Annotated in this window: 14 protein-coding genes and 1 tRNA gene; 4 read left to right on the top strand and 11 right to left on the bottom strand. The window is 62.2% G+C overall.

Translation table 11 applies throughout. The features are described 5' to 3' along the window. Window positions 1–128 precede the first annotated feature (128 nt). On the bottom strand, window positions 129–1,274 hold the full coding sequence (locus F8C90_RS05180) for an aminotransferase class V-fold PLP-dependent enzyme (protein WP_158049394.1): 1,146 nt from the start codon (window positions 1,272–1,274) through the stop codon (window positions 129–131). A gap of 129 nt (window positions 1,275–1,403) precedes the next feature. Between F8C90_RS05180 and pyrE the strand changes: the two genes are divergently transcribed. Continuing rightward, complete coding sequence (gene pyrE, locus F8C90_RS05185) at window positions 1,404–2,084, top strand: orotate phosphoribosyltransferase (protein ID WP_158049395.1); 681 nt, start codon at window positions 1,404–1,406, stop codon at window positions 2,082–2,084. 215 nt (window positions 2,085–2,299) lie between these two features. Here pyrE and F8C90_RS05190 read toward each other — a convergent pair whose 3' ends face one another. After that, window positions 2,300–2,818, bottom strand: a complete 519-nt coding sequence (locus F8C90_RS05190; RefSeq protein WP_211361030.1) for a hypothetical protein — start codon at window positions 2,816–2,818, stop codon at window positions 2,300–2,302. Between the two features lie 304 nt (window positions 2,819–3,122). On the opposite strand from F8C90_RS05190, the gene F8C90_RS05195 reads away from it, so the two are divergent. Further along, window positions 3,123–3,197 (top strand) — tRNA-Thr (locus tag F8C90_RS05195). Window positions 3,198–3,257: 60 nt separating this feature from the next. On the opposite strand, the gene F8C90_RS05200 is transcribed toward F8C90_RS05195, so the two are convergent. Beyond that, window positions 3,258–3,719: a universal stress protein gene (locus F8C90_RS05200; RefSeq protein WP_158049397.1), complete on the bottom strand. Its 462-nt coding sequence runs from the start codon at window positions 3,717–3,719 to the stop codon at window positions 3,258–3,260. Window positions 3,720–3,932: 213 nt separating this feature from the next. Here F8C90_RS05200 and F8C90_RS05205 point away from each other — a divergent pair, with 213 nt between their 5' ends. After that, the gene (locus F8C90_RS05205; RefSeq protein ID WP_158049398.1) at window positions 3,933–5,540 is read left to right on the top strand and encodes a putative DNA modification/repair radical SAM protein; all 1,608 of its coding nucleotides are present in this window, start codon (window positions 3,933–3,935) and stop codon (window positions 5,538–5,540) included. After that, the gene (locus tag F8C90_RS05210) at window positions 5,537–6,409 is read left to right on the top strand and encodes a TIGR03915 family putative DNA repair protein (RefSeq protein WP_158049399.1); all 873 of its coding nucleotides are present in this window, start codon (window positions 5,537–5,539) and stop codon (window positions 6,407–6,409) included. Before F8C90_RS05205 ends, F8C90_RS05210 begins: the two co-directional genes overlap by 4 nt. Here the strand turns inward: F8C90_RS05210 and F8C90_RS05215 are convergent. The 8 genes from F8C90_RS05215 to F8C90_RS05250 form a co-directional block, all read right to left on the bottom strand. Beyond that, complete coding sequence (locus F8C90_RS05215) at window positions 6,331–7,296, bottom strand: radical SAM protein (RefSeq protein ID WP_158049400.1); 966 nt, start codon at window positions 7,294–7,296, stop codon at window positions 6,331–6,333. The genes F8C90_RS05210 and F8C90_RS05215 overlap by 79 nt on opposite strands. Window positions 7,297–7,613: 317 nt before the next feature. After that, the gene (locus tag F8C90_RS05220) at window positions 7,614–8,573 is read right to left on the bottom strand and encodes an NAD(P)-binding domain-containing protein (protein WP_158049401.1); all 960 of its coding nucleotides are present in this window, start codon (window positions 8,571–8,573) and stop codon (window positions 7,614–7,616) included. Between the two features lie 8 nt (window positions 8,574–8,581). Then, on the bottom strand, window positions 8,582–9,505 hold the full coding sequence (locus F8C90_RS05225) for a DegV family protein (protein ID WP_158049402.1): 924 nt from the start codon (window positions 9,503–9,505) through the stop codon (window positions 8,582–8,584). A 60-nt stretch (window positions 9,506–9,565) separates the two neighbouring features. Next, a complete protein-coding gene (locus F8C90_RS05230) occupies window positions 9,566–11,020 on the bottom strand; it encodes a nicotinate phosphoribosyltransferase (protein ID WP_158049403.1) in 1,455 nt (484 codons plus the stop codon). Between the two features lie 9 nt (window positions 11,021–11,029). Then, the gene (locus F8C90_RS05235) at window positions 11,030–12,481 is read right to left on the bottom strand and encodes a regulatory iron-sulfur-containing complex subunit RicT (RefSeq protein ID WP_158049404.1); all 1,452 of its coding nucleotides are present in this window, start codon (window positions 12,479–12,481) and stop codon (window positions 11,030–11,032) included. Continuing rightward, entirely contained in the window at window positions 12,459–13,610 is a 1,152-nt protein-coding gene (locus tag F8C90_RS05240; protein ID WP_158049405.1) for a DNA polymerase III subunit, read from the bottom strand. The genes F8C90_RS05235 and F8C90_RS05240 overlap by 23 nt, the downstream gene beginning before the upstream one ends. Further along, complete coding sequence (gene tmk, locus F8C90_RS05245) at window positions 13,603–14,466, bottom strand: dTMP kinase (protein ID WP_246155793.1); 864 nt, start codon at window positions 14,464–14,466, stop codon at window positions 13,603–13,605. The genes F8C90_RS05240 and tmk overlap by 8 nt, the downstream gene beginning before the upstream one ends. A gap of 6 nt (window positions 14,467–14,472) precedes the next feature. Further along, on the bottom strand, window positions 14,473–15,627 hold the full coding sequence (locus tag F8C90_RS05250; RefSeq protein WP_158049406.1) for an NAD(P)-dependent malic enzyme: 1,155 nt from the start codon (window positions 15,625–15,627) through the stop codon (window positions 14,473–14,475). Between the last annotated feature and the right edge of the window lie 46 nt (window positions 15,628–15,673).

Raw genomic sequence — 15,673 nt, forward strand, 5'->3', positions numbered from 1 at the left:
CAGAGATATTCCCCGCTTTGCTAGACTTTGGGGAATATTTTAATTAGTGGCCATACTATAGTTGAAAATTATCGTCGTTTTTGTACACAACCCCACCGCACGCCCGTCAGCGCACCGCGCGGCACTCGCTAGCTCGCTCGGTGCGCAATACTCTCCACTGCCTCAAGCGCGGCGTCAACCTCAGCCTGCGTGTTGAAGCTGGAGAAACTCGCGCGCACGACGCCCTGCTCAGCCGTGCCGAGCGCCTTGTGCATAAGCGGCGCGCAGTGGGCACCGGGGCGCGTGCAAATCCCGAAATCAGCGTCGAGCCGCGCGGAGACCTCGCCCGAATCGGCATCGCCGATGTTGAAGGCGACGATCCCCGAGCGCCCAAAGCTCGCATGCCCGCCGTACACCACGATCCCGGGAACGCTCGCCAACCCGCGCTCGAAGCGCTCGACAAGCCCCGCCACCTGGGCAGCAATCGCAGCTGGCGCTTTCTGCGCCACGTATTCCACGCCGGCGGCAAGCCCCGCCAAGCCATGCGCGTTTTCCGTTCCCGCCTCAAGCGCCTCGGGCATGAACGACGGTTGACGCTCATCGAAGCTGTGTACTCCCGACCCGCCCTCGAGAAGCGGCACTACCTCAAGCCCCTCACGCACGATGAGCCCGCCTGTCCCCTGCGGGCCGTAGAGGCTTTTGTGCCCAGTGAAGCAAAGCACGTCCACCCCGAGCGCCGCCATATCGACCGGCATCGCGCCCGCCGTCTGCGCCGCATCCAGAACGAACAGCGCACCCGCGTCGTGAGCCATCGAAGCCATGCGCACAACATCGTACACATCGCCCGTCACATTCGACGCGTGCGTGGCGGCGACCAGGTTCGCACCTCCTTCAAGCGCGCGCTCGTAGGATTCCCAATCAAGCGACCCATCAGGGAGAATGCGGGCAACCTCCACCTGTACCCCACGCAGATCGCGGGCGCGGAAGAGCGGCCGCAGCACCGAGTTGTGCGACGCAGCCGTGGTGACAGCGTGTCCCTCATCTGGCAAAAGACCGGCAAGAGCGATGTTGAGCGCCATCGTGGCGTTCATGGCGAACGACACGCGGGAAGCGTCCTGTGCGCCGAGCAACCCCGCCACGGCCGAGCGCGCCTCGAACACCGCCATGCTCGCCGCGAACGCCGCCGCATGCGAGCCGCGCCCCGGACCGCCAAACGAGCTGATCGCGTCCGCCACCGCGCAAGCCACACCGCCGGGTTTCTTAAGCGTCGTCGCCGCATTGTCGAGGTAAATCACGTGAGCGCCTTTCGGGAAATCTGCCCGCAGGCGAGCAGTACCCACCGCAAGCGTCGAGTTCTTGTATAGTGGAATCATACCGCGAAAACGACTCGCGCGACCACGCGCACAACAGGGAAAGGACGCCCCATGGAGCAGTACAAGCAAGAGTTCATCGAGTTCATGGTCGAAAGCCATGTGCTCAAGTTCGGCGAGTTCACGTTGAAAAGCGGCCGCAAGTCCCCGTTTTTCATGAACGCGGGCGCCTATGTGACGGGCGACCAGCTGCATCGTCTGGGGCTCTACTACGCGCGCGCGATCCACGACAACTTCGGACTCGACTTCGACGTCGTGTTCGGCCCCGCGTACAAGGGTATCCCCCTGTCGGTCGTGACGGCGATGGGACTTCACGAGCTCTACGGCAAAGAGGTGAAGTACTGCTCGAATCGCAAGGAAGCGAAAGACCACGGCGAGGGCGGCAACCTGCTCGGGCACGTGCTCGAGGACGGCGACCGCGTTGTCATGGTGGAAGACGTCACCACGTCGGGCAAGTCGATCGACGAGACCTACCCCCTCATCACCGGCGCCGCGAATATCGAGGTCAAAGGCCTTATGGTCTCGCTCAACCGCATGGAGGTTGGAAAAGGCGGCGTGAAGTGCGCCTGCGACGAGGTGTCGGAGAAGTACGGCTTCCCCACGGCGAGCATCGTGAACATGGCCGAAGTGACCGAGTACCTCTACAACCGCGAGGTGCAGGGTGAGGTCCTCATCAACGACGACATCAAGGCTGCTATCGACGCATATTACGAAGAATGGGGCGCGAAGGAATAGCGCAACCACTTAATTAAGCGGGCGAGAAGGCGCCGGGGCACGCCAAGCCGCACCTCCTCGCCCGACCCAGCCAATCGGCACCTCTCGCCCGGTGCCTCGTTAATGGATGATTTCCACGTTTCTCAGCATCTTCTCGGCAAGAGCGACTTCCTTCGCTCTATCCTCTTCCTCAACCGACCCGAGATACGTTAGCCCCACACCAATGAGCCGATCGTTCAAAAAATAACTTGCAACGCGCATCTCTGCGCCTTGTTCTTGTCCACATTCTCATATGCGGCGTAAATAAGAATAGACTCACCGTTTCCTTTGTCGATATCGTCAACGAGGCGAAATCCCGGATCGGTCATTTCAGGGCGCGGAAGCGTGAAGTTATCGATGGCGTTTTTCACATCTTGGCTGGAGACATTGCCATCATCGACCTCGGAAAACATCGAGAGCGACCGAAAGCCATGATCTTCCTCCTCGCCCGACACCAAAAACGTCGAGTCAAGACCGCTCACTTCGCTTGAAGAGAAAAGCGAGCAATACGCCTCGAGAAACATGCCAAATCCCTTTTCATGGTAGAAGCTGCCCTCTGGAACAACCGCGTAAGGTTCCTCGTAATAAATGTGCAGCTTTCCGTTATCCACATGGGGAGATGAGTTGTCACCGTCGCTCGAGGAGCAAGCAGCCAGCGTAAAAACTGCTAACGCGGAAAAGCATGCAACTAGAACGGAGCAGAGGAAGCGCGGCACATGGTTCTTACGCCCCCGCAACCCCCGATTTCGATTATCATTAGATTTCGATCGCATTTTCTTCGGTTCCTATCTCGTGCATGTTGCACGCAGGATCTCCTATCTAGCCATACCCCCACGCAAAGCCATCGCTGCCAGATAAGAGTTCATAGAAGCAATGACTCCTGGCATCGGGACATGGACATAGCGCGGAGCAGCTTCGACACCCTTCGACGCCCCCTTGCTGCACCCCGACGCCTTCCAGGATTTCCCTCTTTTCAGTTGGCGCGTTTTGCCTTATCATGTTTGCTTGCGCAAACCGCATGCCGGCGTGGCTCAACGGTAGAGCAACTGATTTGTAATCAGTAGGTTGCGGGTTCGATTCCTGCCGCCGGCACCACGAAAAAGCAATCCTCCATCTGGCGGTTCGTCCTTTCCAGATGGGGGATTTTTTTGCTCGCTAGTCTTTCACCACGAGAACGGGAACCTTCGCCTCTTTCAGCACGAAGCTCGACACGCTGCCAAGGATGCCGCGCAAGCCGCCAAGGCCGCGCGACCCCATGATGATGAGGTCGATGTTGTGCGCCGCCGCATACGCAACGATTTGCACGCCTATCGTCGTCTCGCCCTGCACCTCGGCATGAATCTCGTTCATAAGCCCGCGCGTCGCGAGACGGACATCACGTTCAAGCTTCCTTTGAGCCTCGTTTTGGGCTTCCTCGAAAGCCTCCCTCATGCCAACGGGAACCGCCGCGCCATACGAAGAATCGAGCCGCTCGATCACCTGGTGCTCGATGTCCGAAATCTGCAGCACGTGAAGCGCGCAACCCGGATCCTCTTTCGCGTAGCGGGCAGCTTCCTCGAGCGCCGCATCGGCAGACGCCGAACCATCGTAGGGAACTAAGATATTGTCATAGAGCATGGCTGCCCCTTCCCCATCGTGCGTTTTGGAAACGCAATTCAGAAGACGGCGATGCAGCAATCGCCTTGTGAGCTAATGATAGCGCGCTTATCTATCTGCGAACAGGGATTATGGCGAATTTTCTCCTTCATCGGGAAAGAAAGGCGCGGGCATTGCACATCAGTTCGAAGCTTGTTAAAATACGAACAAATATTCGAACGAACAGGTGTACCCATGAATATCGTCGACAAACTGGAAATTCTCGCTGACGCCGCAAAGTACGACGTAGCCTGCACATCTTCCGGCGTCGACCGAGGGGCGCGGCGCGGGCAGCTGGGAAACGCCCTGGCCGCGGGGTGCTGCCACAGCTTCACCCCCGACGGGCGCTGCATCTCGCTTCTGAAGGTGCTCATGACCAACGTCTGCGTCTACGACTGCGCCTACTGCGTGAACCGCGCGAGCAACGACGTCGCTCGTGTCGCGTTCACCCCGCGCGAGCTCGCCGACCTGACGATATCGTTCTACCGACGCAACTATATCGAAGGGCTGTTCGTAAGCTCCGGCGTCATAAAAAGCCCGGATTACACGACCGAGCTCATGATCGAGACGCTGCGCATCCTGCGCGACGAGTACGGCTTTCGCGGGTACATCCACGCGAAGGCGGTGCCCGGCACCTCACCTGAGCTGATCGATCGGCTGGGTCATCTGGCCGACCGCATGAGCGTGAACCTGGAGCTCCCCTCCCAGAAAAGCCTTGCGCTTCTGTGTCCGCAAAAGCGCAAGCAGCAGCTTCTGGCTCCGATGCGCCAGATTCGCGACTCCATGGCAGAAGACGCTGACACGCGTGCTCTCATGCGAAAGAACACGACATACTACTCGCAAAATCGACCGGCGAAATGCAAGCGGGCATTCGCACCCGCTGGCCAAAGCACGCAAATGATTATCGGCGCCACACCCGAGAACGACTTTCAAATCCTGAATTTATCGGCAGCGCTCTACCGCACGCTCTCGCTCAAGCGCGTGTTCTTCAGCGCATACCTGCCAGTTACCTCCGATGAGCGCCTGCCCGCATCAGGCGCGGTGGAACTCGACCGAGAGCATCGACTCTACCAGGCCGATTGGCTTATGCGCTTCTACAAGTTCGACGTGAGCGAGATAATCGACGAGGACAACCCTTACCTCGACCCGCAGCTTGACCCGAAGGCGAACTGGGCCGTCAACCACCTGGAGCACTTCCCCGTAGAGGTGAACACCGCCCCGCTCGAAATGCTCCTGCGCGTGCCCGGCATCGGCCCGCGCGGGGCGCGCCTTATCGTGAAGGCCCGACGCACATGCTGCCTGCACGAACCCGAACTGCGCAAACTCGGTATCGCCTACAAGCGCGCACGCTTCTTCATCACCTGCAACGGCAAATACGCGGGAACAGGCACGCCATTCGCCCCAGGAGCCCTGCGCGCGCAGCTCGCCGCACCGATTGACGGCGGAAAGCACGGACGACGTGCGGCGAAGCAATGCCAGGGGCAGCTAAGCCTCTTCGATCCGCTTGAGGGTCAGAATCAACACGGAAAGCGAATTGAGGAAGCACAGGCACGCGATGCGCTCCATAACGCACAAGGGACGAGCGCGCACGATGCGCCCACAAACTCAGCCAGAGCAGGCGTAGACGACGCCCTTAGAACTTCATGCAAGGCAAGCACGAGCAGTACCCCCATGACCGCGCAGAAGACGAGCATATCAAGCTCAAGCCCCCGCAGCCTCCCTGAGAAAAGCACGCTCGCCAGCCAAGCCGATGGCCTGTTCGGGTGGCAGCATGCCATCGACAAGCAAAAGGCTTGCGCATGATCGCCGCAGAAGAGCCGCTCGCCCATGTTGCCTATGTCTACGACGGAACGCCCGAGGGGCTGCTCACCGCAGTGTTTCAAGCTTACGCGAATCACGAGGACCCCGAAGATATTGCACAGGGAGCCGCATTCCAGCCCCGCCTTGATCAGAGCGTTCGGACCATAGAGACCGATGCAGCCCTCGCAGAACGTGTGAAGCGTGGATTGGTGCGCGCAACGGGAAAAGCAGGATTCAACGCCGTGTTGCACGCATCGCTATCCGACGACGCGCAAGCGGGATCCGTCGTCTATCGGTTCATTCGCTACGCCATGAGGTCCAACGCGAATCGAGCGGCAATCAGCGAAATCGCACACCCCGCGGTGGCCCCGCTCATCGCACTCGACCGCTCGGTAATGAACGAGCGGCATCTTATGCAGCAATTTTTGCGCTTCGAGTGCCTCAAAGGAAATATATGGTTTGCTCGCTGCTCTCCGAAGGCATCGGTCGTACCCCTGCTCATGGATTGGTTCTCGGCGCGCTTCAACGACGCCCCCTTCATGATTTACGACGAAGCGCACCGCATAGCGGGAATCTACGACGGATCGGGGTGGCAGCTCGTTCAAACCGACATAGTAAATCTCCCTGAAAAAGCAGGTGACGAAGAGATGATGCAGCAAGCGTGGAAGCGGTTCTACGACGCCGTCTCCATCGATGCGCGCTATCACCCCGAGCTCCGCCGCCACTTCATGCCGAAGCGCTTCTGGGAGAACCTGCCCGAAATGGATGAGCGCTACGACACGTCGACGGACGACTACTCGCTCAATACGCCCTCGAGGTCGAAAGCAGGGATGAAGCTCTCCTCGGCAGCACCGCCCTCCTGCCAGAAGTAGTCCTCGATACCGAGCGAGTCGGCAAAATCGAGCAGCCGTTCGTAATCTTCGTTGGGAACGCGGCGGGCAAGTTCGGAGCAACGTTCAAGCTCGCGGCATGCCCAGGCGTCGCCCGCCTTGGCGCTCTCTGCCAAAACGGGAGTGTACTGGTTCATGATCGAAAGCAACACAGAGCTGCCGAAGTGCTCCCACACCGTTTGCACCACGCGTTTCGAGTCCTCGAGCGCACCGGGCAGCATCAGATGGCGCACCACCACCCCGCGCGTTATACGCTCGTCACCCTCGTACTCGTCAAAGCAAGGGTCGCCCAGCTCATCGACCATAGCAGAAAGTGCATCGAGGGCGACCTGGGGATAATCAGGAGCCTTTGAGTATCGCGCGGCAAGCTCGGAGGAGGCGTATTTGAAATCGGCGAGATACACATCCGCATAACCTCGGTTTTCACGGACGGCGCGAACCGTCTCGTATCCTGAGGTGTTCCAAACGACGGGGAGGTCCATCCCCTGCCCCCGCGCCAAATCGAGCGCTGCTCGCGCATGCGGCGCGTAATGGGTCGGCGTCACAAGATTGATATTCAGCGCGCCCTTCGCCTGAAGCTCGGAATAAATCTGCGCCAGACGCTCAATCGATATCTCAGCCCCCGCCTCGCCGTCGGCAATAACGGCGTTTTGGCAGTACACGCAGCGAAGCGGGCACCACGAGAAGAACACCGTGCCCGACCCGTGCGTGCCGCTGATCGGCGGCTCTTCCCAGAAATGCAGCGCAGCACGGGCGATGCGAAGCCGCCCGTCAGCCCCGCAAACACCACGAGCCCCCGCGCTGCGGTCAACTCCGCACGAGCGAGGGCAAAGGTCGCAAGAAGATATGTCGATTTCGCTTTGAGGCATTGTCTAATCCCACCGTTTTGAGCCGCCGAGATTACCTCCGTGCTCAAACAGTCCTCGCTTCGCTGCGGAACTGCGCGCGGAGGCAACTCTCGACGTCTCAAAACTACTCATTAGTTCTTCGGGTCGAACCAGAATAACGAGCTCGGAAGCATGCGGCGGCGCCTCCGCGCGCAGTTTCGCACGAGCCGAACGTGCCCTCTGGCACGTTCGCGCGAGCTCAGGACTGTTTGAGCACGGAGGTGCCGCCGCATGCTCCCGAGCGGACAGGTCAACTCAATTCGCGGCATTCACACGAATCACAGCCAGAGCAGTCAAGCTTAGTTCGCCGAGTACCCAAACCCGCCGTGGTCGTGATGATGACCGCAGCCGCAATCGTCTTCCTCATCATCGTAGCCGTAGTCGTCGTCATCGTCAGCACCCTGACCATATGCTTCTTCGGCGCGCGACCAATCGAGGCCGTTCTCAGCGCACTCGGCTTCCTCGCCGTAGACCAAAGCCAAGGCTGCCGGCGACTTGAACGAGCCTCCGATCACCTCGAGCAGCTCCACGAGGTGCATCGTCGATTCCGCCTGCGGAAGGATCAAATCGGCATCGTCGGCACTTGCAAGCGCGGCCTGCAGCTCCGAGAGGAACATCTCCGCCGTGAACGCGCCCTCGAAGCGCTTTTCGCGAACCGCCTCAAGCATGCGCTCGGCGGGCTCGGAGAGTCCGGAGATCGCCACGTCGGAGAGGCCGTTACCCAAAGCAGCACGGTGCGCGGCGCGAACCAGCGCGTTCGCCTCGATCGCAGAGACAACGGCAGCCGCCTCCTGCAGAGTGCGAACAGCACGCATGAGCTGGGCCGTTCCCGCAGCGCCGCACTCCACCACGCGACCGCAGACCGCATTGAGGAGCCCTTGCGCCGCAGCGACGGCGTCCTCTTCTCCCGCAACATAGCAAACGAGGTTCTCCTCGTCGAAGGGGCGCGGATCGAGCATGTCCTCAAGGGCGATGGGCGCCTCGACGAACCCCAAGTCGCTCACCGTGGCGACCGCGCCGAGCTCGCGCGCAAAACCTGGCGTCGATGCGGAGAAGTCGATGAGCACCGCGCTGGGATGCGCCGACTGGACGAACCCGCCTTCGTCGAAGTACGCGTCTTCGAGCGCCGATTGCGAGGTGCAGAACGTGATGATGGCGCTTGCCTCTTCGATATCGGCGCAGCGCTCGAAGCCGGCGTTCGCCAAGCGCACGGCGATATCGTCGTGGAAGTTCTCGTCACCGAAAAAAATATAACGCATGGGACCCCCTAATTGCCTTTCACTTTACGGGCGATGCGGTCGGCCACGGAAAGCTCCTCGCGGCGGTCTTTGCCCCAAAACACCACGGCCAGCATGCCCGGCCCCACATGCGACCCGATAACCGGGCCGATGCTGCTCTCCAGGAACAAGATATTCTCGTCGATCTTCGAAAGCGTCTCTTTCAGGCGATCGGCATCCTTCGGGCAGTCGGCGTTGCCGATAACGGCGAAGCGCGCAGCCCCTTCGTCCGAGACATGCTTTGCGTAGTACTCCGCAAGCTGTTTGATGCCCTTCTTCCGCCCGCGCGCGACGCCGGTGAGCGAAAGCTTGCCATCGAGCGCGATGTTGAGCAGCGGCTTCACGTCGAGCTTCGATCCGGCGAGCGCAACCGAGGCGGGGATGCGACCACCGCGGCGAAGCGCCTCGAGATCATCGACCATGAACTCGGCGTCGATGTAGTAGCGCGCCTCCTCAGCCCAATCCACCATCTCCTTGGCGGTAAGCCCCCGGTCACGCTGGCGAATGGCCTCATAGACCAAGAACCCTTCGGCAATCGATGCCAACAGCGTGTCGACTACGTACAGCTCGGCTTCGGGATGCTCGGCCACGAGCTGGTCGCGGATGATCATAGCGGTGTTGTAGCTGCCGGACAGGCCGCTTGAGAAGCTCAGGCACACGGTCGGAACGCCAGATTCGATCGCGCGGGTGAACACATCTTGATACACCGTAAGCGGAACCTGGGCCGTCGAGGGCTCGTCGCCATTGCGCATCGAATCGAAGAAATCGTGTGCGGAACGCGAGCGATACATATCATCGGAATGCTCGCCGTCGCCGGCGATGTAGGGAAACTCAATCAGCTCGATGCCTTCGCGATCGACCACATCGAAGGGCAAATCGCAACAGGAATCGATAATCAGGTTACAAGCTGGCATTCATTCTCCTATCTCATGCGGCACCGCTCGTTGCGGCGCCGGCGTATCAGATTGCACCCGCTACTCGAAGCCGCGCAGCTTCGCGACCAAATCGCTTCGGCGCTCGAACAGTCCGCGTTCGAGTCCCACCGGATACGAATGCGGGTTGAGCATGCGCTTTTGGCTCTCATCGAGCGTGGCAAGCCCCTCCCTCGCGCGCTCCCTCGCAGCGAGCGCATCGCGAAACTTAGGCGCAAGCACCGTTTTGCCGTTGCGCGCGAGCGGCGCGAGCAGCGTCTCGAAGCGCTTACCGCCCAGGCGCTTGCGGCGCAGCGAGTCAAGCGGGTCGACGATCGTCTCGCACTCCTGCACGCCGACGTTAGTGTCAAACACCATGTCGCCCGCAATATGGCCGTCCTCGTGATAGTAGCGGCGCACGTCGAGGACGCCGGGGAACGTGAGCTTTTTGGCCGACTCAGAGATCTTCAGGTGGTCAACCCACTCGCCACCCGGCTTGCGCGTCGCGGAAAGCTTGTAAACGCCCCCGAGCGTGGGCTGATCGTAGGCGCAGGCGAGCTTTGTGCCCACGCCCCAAGCGCTCACCTGGGCACCCTCTTCGAGAATCGACTGGATCGTGTACTCGTCGAGATCGTTGGAAAGCACGATGCCGCAGTCGGTCAAGCCGGCCGCGTCGAGCTTGCGGCGCGCCATCTTCGCGAGCCATGCCAAGTCGCCCGAATCGATGCGGATGCCCGAGAGCTTCTCGCCGCGCTCGCGCATCTCAAGGCCGACGGTGATCGCGTTGTCGATGCCCTGCTCGACGTTGTAGGTGTCCACGAGCAGCGTGCAGTTTTTGGGAAACGCCTCCGCGTACGCCCGAAACGCCTCGAGCTCGGAGGGGAATGCCATGACCCACGAGTGGGCGTGCGTGCCCGACACGGGAAGGTCGAACATCTTGCCCGCGAGCACGTTCGAAGTCGACGCGCAGCCGCCCACGATACTCGCGCGCGACGCCCACAGGCCGCCGCCCGCGCCCTGGGCACGGCGCAGGCCGAACTCGGCCACGGGCGCATCCTGCGCCGCAAGGCACACGCGCGCGGCCTTGGTCGCAATGAGCGTCTGGAAGTTCACGCAGTTGAGAAGCGCCGCCTCGAGCAGCTGGCACTGCATAATCGGGCCCTTGACGCGCACGAGGGGCTCGTTCGGGAACACGACCTGCCCCTCGGGCACAGCATCGATGTCGACCGTCAGCTTGAAGTCGCGCAGCCATTCCAGAAAATCGGCGGCAAACAGCGCGCCGCCGCCCGGGGCGGGAATCTTCGAGAGATAGTCGATGTCCTCGCCCGAGAAGGCGTAGGTGTCCACCATGTCCGCAAGCTGCGCCATGCCGCACGCAATGGCGTAGCCCCCTTTGAACGGGGTGTCGCGGAAATACATATGGAAGCATGCCTCGGTGTTCTCATGCCCGGAATCGCGATAGCCCTGAGCCATCGTGATCTCGTACAGGTCCGTCAAAAGCGCGTAGTCGATGGGCATTTGCTCTCCTTAGCCTTCGTTTTGCGAGCTGCCGCCGGCCTTGTGCGAGCGCCTGCGCGCACGACGATGCTCGTTTTGCGAGGGAGCGCCGCCCTGCGCAGGACGCTGACCGCCCTCTCCCTGTTGACGCGGCCCCGAAGACGATGCCTGCTTTTGAGGCTTCGCGCGAAGACCCGAGGACTTCTGGCCAGGGCGAGGACCCGACTTCTGCTGGCCTCTCCCCTCCTCTTTGGCGCGCTGCGGCTTTTGATGTTTGGCCGAGCGCTCCGCGGACTGCTTGCCCTGCTTGTTCTCGCTCGCCTTCTGATCCGAGCGCCGGCGCGGCTTGCGCTTGGAAGAGGACCCGCGAGAGGCCTGCTTGTCCTGCTTCTTCTCCTGGGAATCCTGCTTGGAGGCATGGTCGCTTTCCGCGGAGACCTTAGTCGACCGGCGACGGCGCGCGCGATGCGGCTCTTCGGCGGGGCGCTCGTCTGAGCCCCCCTTGCGCGAGCGCTTCGAAGAACCCGTACGGCGCACGCTGCCCGCTTCTGCAAGCTTGTCCCTGCCGGTGAACTGGTCGGTCGAGAAGAGCGCGTTGGACATGAACTCCGGCTCGTCGGGAGCATTCGCCTCGTCCCACGCCTCCTGCCCGATCGTGTTCGGGCGCGAGCCCTCCTCGGGCGCATCGAAGGCGGAAAGGGGCACGCGAACGGGCTCCTCGCCCTCAAGGCGCACCGAAACGACCTCGCGCGGCACGTCCAAATCGACGACCTTCGCCGGTCCATCGGGGGTTTTCACCGTGGCGTTCTGCTTGGGGGCGCGGCTCTTGAAGTCCTTGTACGCATCGAACTCGTAGCGCAGACAGCACATGAGGCGCCCGCAAACGCCGGAAATCTTCTGCGGGTTGAGCGAGAGGTCCTGTTCCTTGGCCATGCGGATGGACACGGGGCAGAACTCGCCGCCCAAGCGGGCGCAGCACAGCTCCTGGCCGCAATGGCCGAGACCGCCGACCATGCGAGCCTCGTCGCGCACGCCGATCTGGCGCATGTCGACGCGCACATGGAAGCGCGAGGCGAGCTTGCGAACAAGCTCGCGGAAGTCGACGCGCTCCTCCGCCTCGAAGTAGAAGACCGCCTTGTCGCCCTCGAGCAGGTATTCCACCGACACCGGATGCATGTCCTCGTTCGCCTCGGCCGCCATCTCCTTGAAGATGGGCAGCGCCTCGCGGCCGAGCCGCTCCATCTCGCCAGCGCGCTCCACGTCCTCGGGCGTGGCGATGCGCTTCACGGGCTTGAGCGGCGACTTCAACTTCTTCACCTGGTCTTCGTCGATCTCGAAGACGTCGCCTGCGGCATGACCGAACTCGACGCCGCGCGCGGTGAGCACCACCACGTCGTCGCCGTTATGAATATCCAGATCACGCGGGTCGAACCACAGCGTGCGCGGATTGAATGCGAGCCTAATGGGCGCGACTCGAACCATACAGAACCTCTCTCACTTCAAACAGCATCGCATCGATGCACGTTTCTGGGGAAACATTATACGAGATAGCCTCGTCGCTTTCGCGCAGCGCAGCCAGCGCGGCGGCCGCTCGGGCCTCGTCGGTGCGCGCGGCAGCCATCTCGATCTGCGCCTTGACGTCGACGTTCACGATGAACTCAGGCGTTCCGGCGCAGGTTGCCATCACATCGCGCAGCCAAGAGCTCGCAATCGAGAAAACCTGGTGGAGCGCCTGCGAGGTCTTCGCCGTGATCTGGCGCTTGTTGCGTGCCTCGATCTGGCGAATCACTGACTTTGCCAGGAAGTCGGCGTTCTCGGAAAGCTCCGCCTCGAGCGCCGCACGGACGTCGTCGAGCGGTGCCTTCGCAGCCCTCACGAGACCGGCAGCGAGCTCTATGATATCCCAATCGTCGGCGGTGGCGAGCCGCGACATCGCGTCGACCACGCCCCTCCGGAAGGCGAGGCTGTCGTTGGACTTCAAAAACTCGCACGCGCGCGTGATCGAACCCGAACATGCCTCGATAGCGATGCGCGCGGTCTCGATCGAGGCGCCCGTGTTCTGGCGGATGATGCCCGCGGCCTCGGTTGCAGGGATGTGGCGAAACGGGACGACCTGGCAGCGCGAGACGATCGTCGGGAGCACGCTTTCCCGCGTGCGGCCCAAAAGGACGATCATCACGTTGGCGGGCGGCTCCTCGAGCGTCTTTAGGAAGGCGTTCGCCGCGGCGGTACCCAGCATATCCACACGGTCGAGGATATAGACCTTCGACTTCGCCTGGATGGGGGCATAGGAGACGTCCGACACGATCTCGCGGATCTGCTCGACCAGGTAGCCGCCCGCACCCTCGGGCGCATAGTAGCGCACGTCGGGATGCTTGCGCCGGGCGATGCGCGAGCAGGCATCGCATGCCCCGCACAAACCTCCGCGCGGGCCCTTCGCCCCCTTCGGGCAAAGGTACGCCTGGGCGAGCGCGTATGCAGCCGCAGTCTTGTTCGAGCCGGCAGGACCGCAGAACAGATACGCTTGGCTCACATGCCCGCCGCGGACGCTCGCGCGCAAGAAGTCACGCACCCGAGGCTGGCCGAATATGTTCTCAAACGCGTCAGCCACGATTGCCCCTCTTTCCCCGGCCGCCGCGTTTGCGTTTCGCCTGGGGCTTACCCTTGGCCGCCCCCTCCCCATGGGGAGCTGCAGGCTGGGAAGGCGTCGCACCCTCCGCGCGGGCAGAAAGCTCGGGAAGGATATCGGCAAGCTCGGCGGCGACGGCAGCGGCGGTCGCTTTGCGCGACGAGCTGGAGCGCACAATGCGGATTCGCTTCGGGTCGCGCTTGGCAAGCTTCAGGAAAGCCCTGTTCACACGTGAATGAAATACCTCTCCCGCCTGTTCCATCCGATCCCCCGCGCCCGCCCCCGTCGCTCGGGCAAGGCTTTTGCGCGTGTTGCCGAGCACGAGGAGGATGGTGCGGTCGGGAACGATGCCGCCCGTGGCGAACGCGTTCGCGCGGCGCACGAAATCGAGGGGAAGACCGCGCCCGTAGGCTTGATAGGCGATCGTCGAGTCCGAGAAGCGGTCGCAGAGCACCACCGCCCCCCGCTCAAGGGCAGGGCGGATCACTTCGCGAACCAGCTGGGCTCGGGCGGCCTCGTACATCAAGAGCTCGGCCTCGCTCGATATCTCACCGTTGTCGGGGTCGAGCACCATCGCCCGAAGCGACTCGCCGATACCCGTGCCTCCCGGCTCGCGCAGGCACACGACCTCGCGTCCCGTGCGGCGAAGCTCATTGGCGACATAGCGGATATGGGTTGATTTTCCCACGCCGTCGCCGCCCTCGAACGTGACGAAGACACCGCGGGGAGAATCCCCCTCGGGCCGGCCGCTCGCAGGCGCCCCCTGCGCATCATAGCCTTCGCGCTCCGAAACGGGCTGCGCAGGCTCGGCGGTATGTCTTTCGGGCGTCAACGGCACGGGCTCCTAGTCCGCCACGCAGTTGCGCACGGCGGCGGCAACTGCCTCGACGGCGCGCGGGTCGAAGGGTTCGGGCATGATGAAGTCCTCGCAAAGCTCCTCGTCGGACACGAGAGCGGCGAGCGCGGAGGCGGCGGCGAGCTTCATATCGTTGGTGATGCGCGTCGCGCGCGCCTCGAGAGCGCCCTTGAAGATGCCGGGGAAGGCGACCACGTTGTTAATCTGGTTCGGGAAGTCCGAACGGCCCGTGCCGACGACGCGCGCGCCCGCGCGGCGAGCCACGTCGGGGTAGATCTCGGGGACGGGGTTGGCCATCGCGAAGAGGATCGCGTCGTCGTTCATGGAGGAGACCATCTCCTCGCTCACGATGTTCGGGGCGGACACGCCAACGAAGATGTCGGCACCGCGCATGGCGTCGGAGAGGGATCCCTCCTCGTCCGCGAGGTTCGTTACCTTGAGCATGGCGCGCTGAGCATCAGTCGTGCCCTCAGACTTCGAGCAGATGATGCCGCACTTGTCGCACAGGATGAGGTTCTTGAAACCGTAGCTCAGCATGAGCTTGGCGATGGCGATGCCCGCCGAGCCCGCGCCGTTCACGATCACGCGGCACTCCTCCTTCTTCTTGCCCGTAAGGCGAAGTGCATTGATGACGCCGGAGAGCACGACGATGGCGGTGCCGTGCTGGTCGTCGTGGAACACGGGGATATCGAGCTCGTCGATAAGGCGGTTCTCAATCTCGAAGCAGCGCGGTGCCGAGATGTCCTCCAAGTTGATGCCGCCGAACGCGGGGGCGAGGCGCTTGACCGTCTCGACAATCTCGTCGACGTCCTGGGTATCCAAGCAGATGGGCACGGCGTTCACATTGCCGAAGGCCTTGAAGAGGGCACATTTGCCTTCCATGACGGGCATAGCGGCTAAAGGACCGATGTTGCCCAGGCCAAGTACCGCCGACCCGTCGGAGACAACGGCGATGGTGTTCGCCTTCTGCGTGTAGGTGTAGGCGAGCGCGGGGTCCGCCGCGATCTTCTTGCACGGCTCGGCGACGCCCGGCGTATAAGCGAGCGCCAGATCCTCGCGCGTCTTGATCTCCATCTTGGGAACGGTGTCGAGCTTACCTTGCCACTCTTCGTGCAAACGCAGCGATTCCTGCGCGATGTCCATGCCTTACCTCCGAGCCTTCTCGCTTCGCACGCGCCCTTGCGCGCTT

Origin of the sequence: Ellagibacter isourolithinifaciens (genome assembly GCF_008831035.1) — a bacterium.
In the GTDB taxonomy this organism is placed as follows: domain Bacteria; phylum Actinomycetota; class Coriobacteriia; order Coriobacteriales; family Eggerthellaceae; genus Ellagibacter; species Ellagibacter isourolithinifaciens.

Excerpts from the sequence above, each read along its gene's own strand:
- pyrE (WP_158049395.1), top strand. The coding sequence starts at position 1,404 with ATGGAGCAGTACAAGCAAGAGTTCATCGAGTTCATGGTCGAAAGCCAT.
- F8C90_RS05200 (WP_158049397.1), bottom strand. The coding sequence starts at position 3,719 with ATGCTCTATGACAATATCTTAGTTCCCTACGATGGTTCGGCGTCTGCC.
- F8C90_RS05205 (WP_158049398.1), top strand. The coding sequence starts at position 3,933 with ATGAATATCGTCGACAAACTGGAAATTCTCGCTGACGCCGCAAAGTAC.
- F8C90_RS05210 (WP_158049399.1), top strand. The coding sequence starts at position 5,537 with ATGATCGCCGCAGAAGAGCCGCTCGCCCATGTTGCCTATGTCTACGAC.
- F8C90_RS05215 (WP_158049400.1), bottom strand. The coding sequence starts at position 7,296 with ATGCCTCAAAGCGAAATCGACATATCTTCTTGCGACCTTTGCCCTCGC.
- F8C90_RS05220 (WP_158049401.1), bottom strand. The coding sequence starts at position 8,573 with ATGCGTTATATTTTTTTCGGTGACGAGAACTTCCACGACGATATCGCC.
- F8C90_RS05225 (WP_158049402.1), bottom strand. The coding sequence starts at position 9,505 with ATGCCAGCTTGTAACCTGATTATCGATTCCTGTTGCGATTTGCCCTTC.
- F8C90_RS05230 (WP_158049403.1), bottom strand. The coding sequence starts at position 11,020 with ATGCCCATCGACTACGCGCTTTTGACGGACCTGTACGAGATCACGATG.
- F8C90_RS05235 (WP_158049404.1), bottom strand. The coding sequence starts at position 12,481 with ATGGTTCGAGTCGCGCCCATTAGGCTCGCATTCAATCCGCGCACGCTG.
- F8C90_RS05250 (WP_158049406.1), bottom strand. The coding sequence starts at position 15,627 with ATGGACATCGCGCAGGAATCGCTGCGTTTGCACGAAGAGTGGCAAGGT.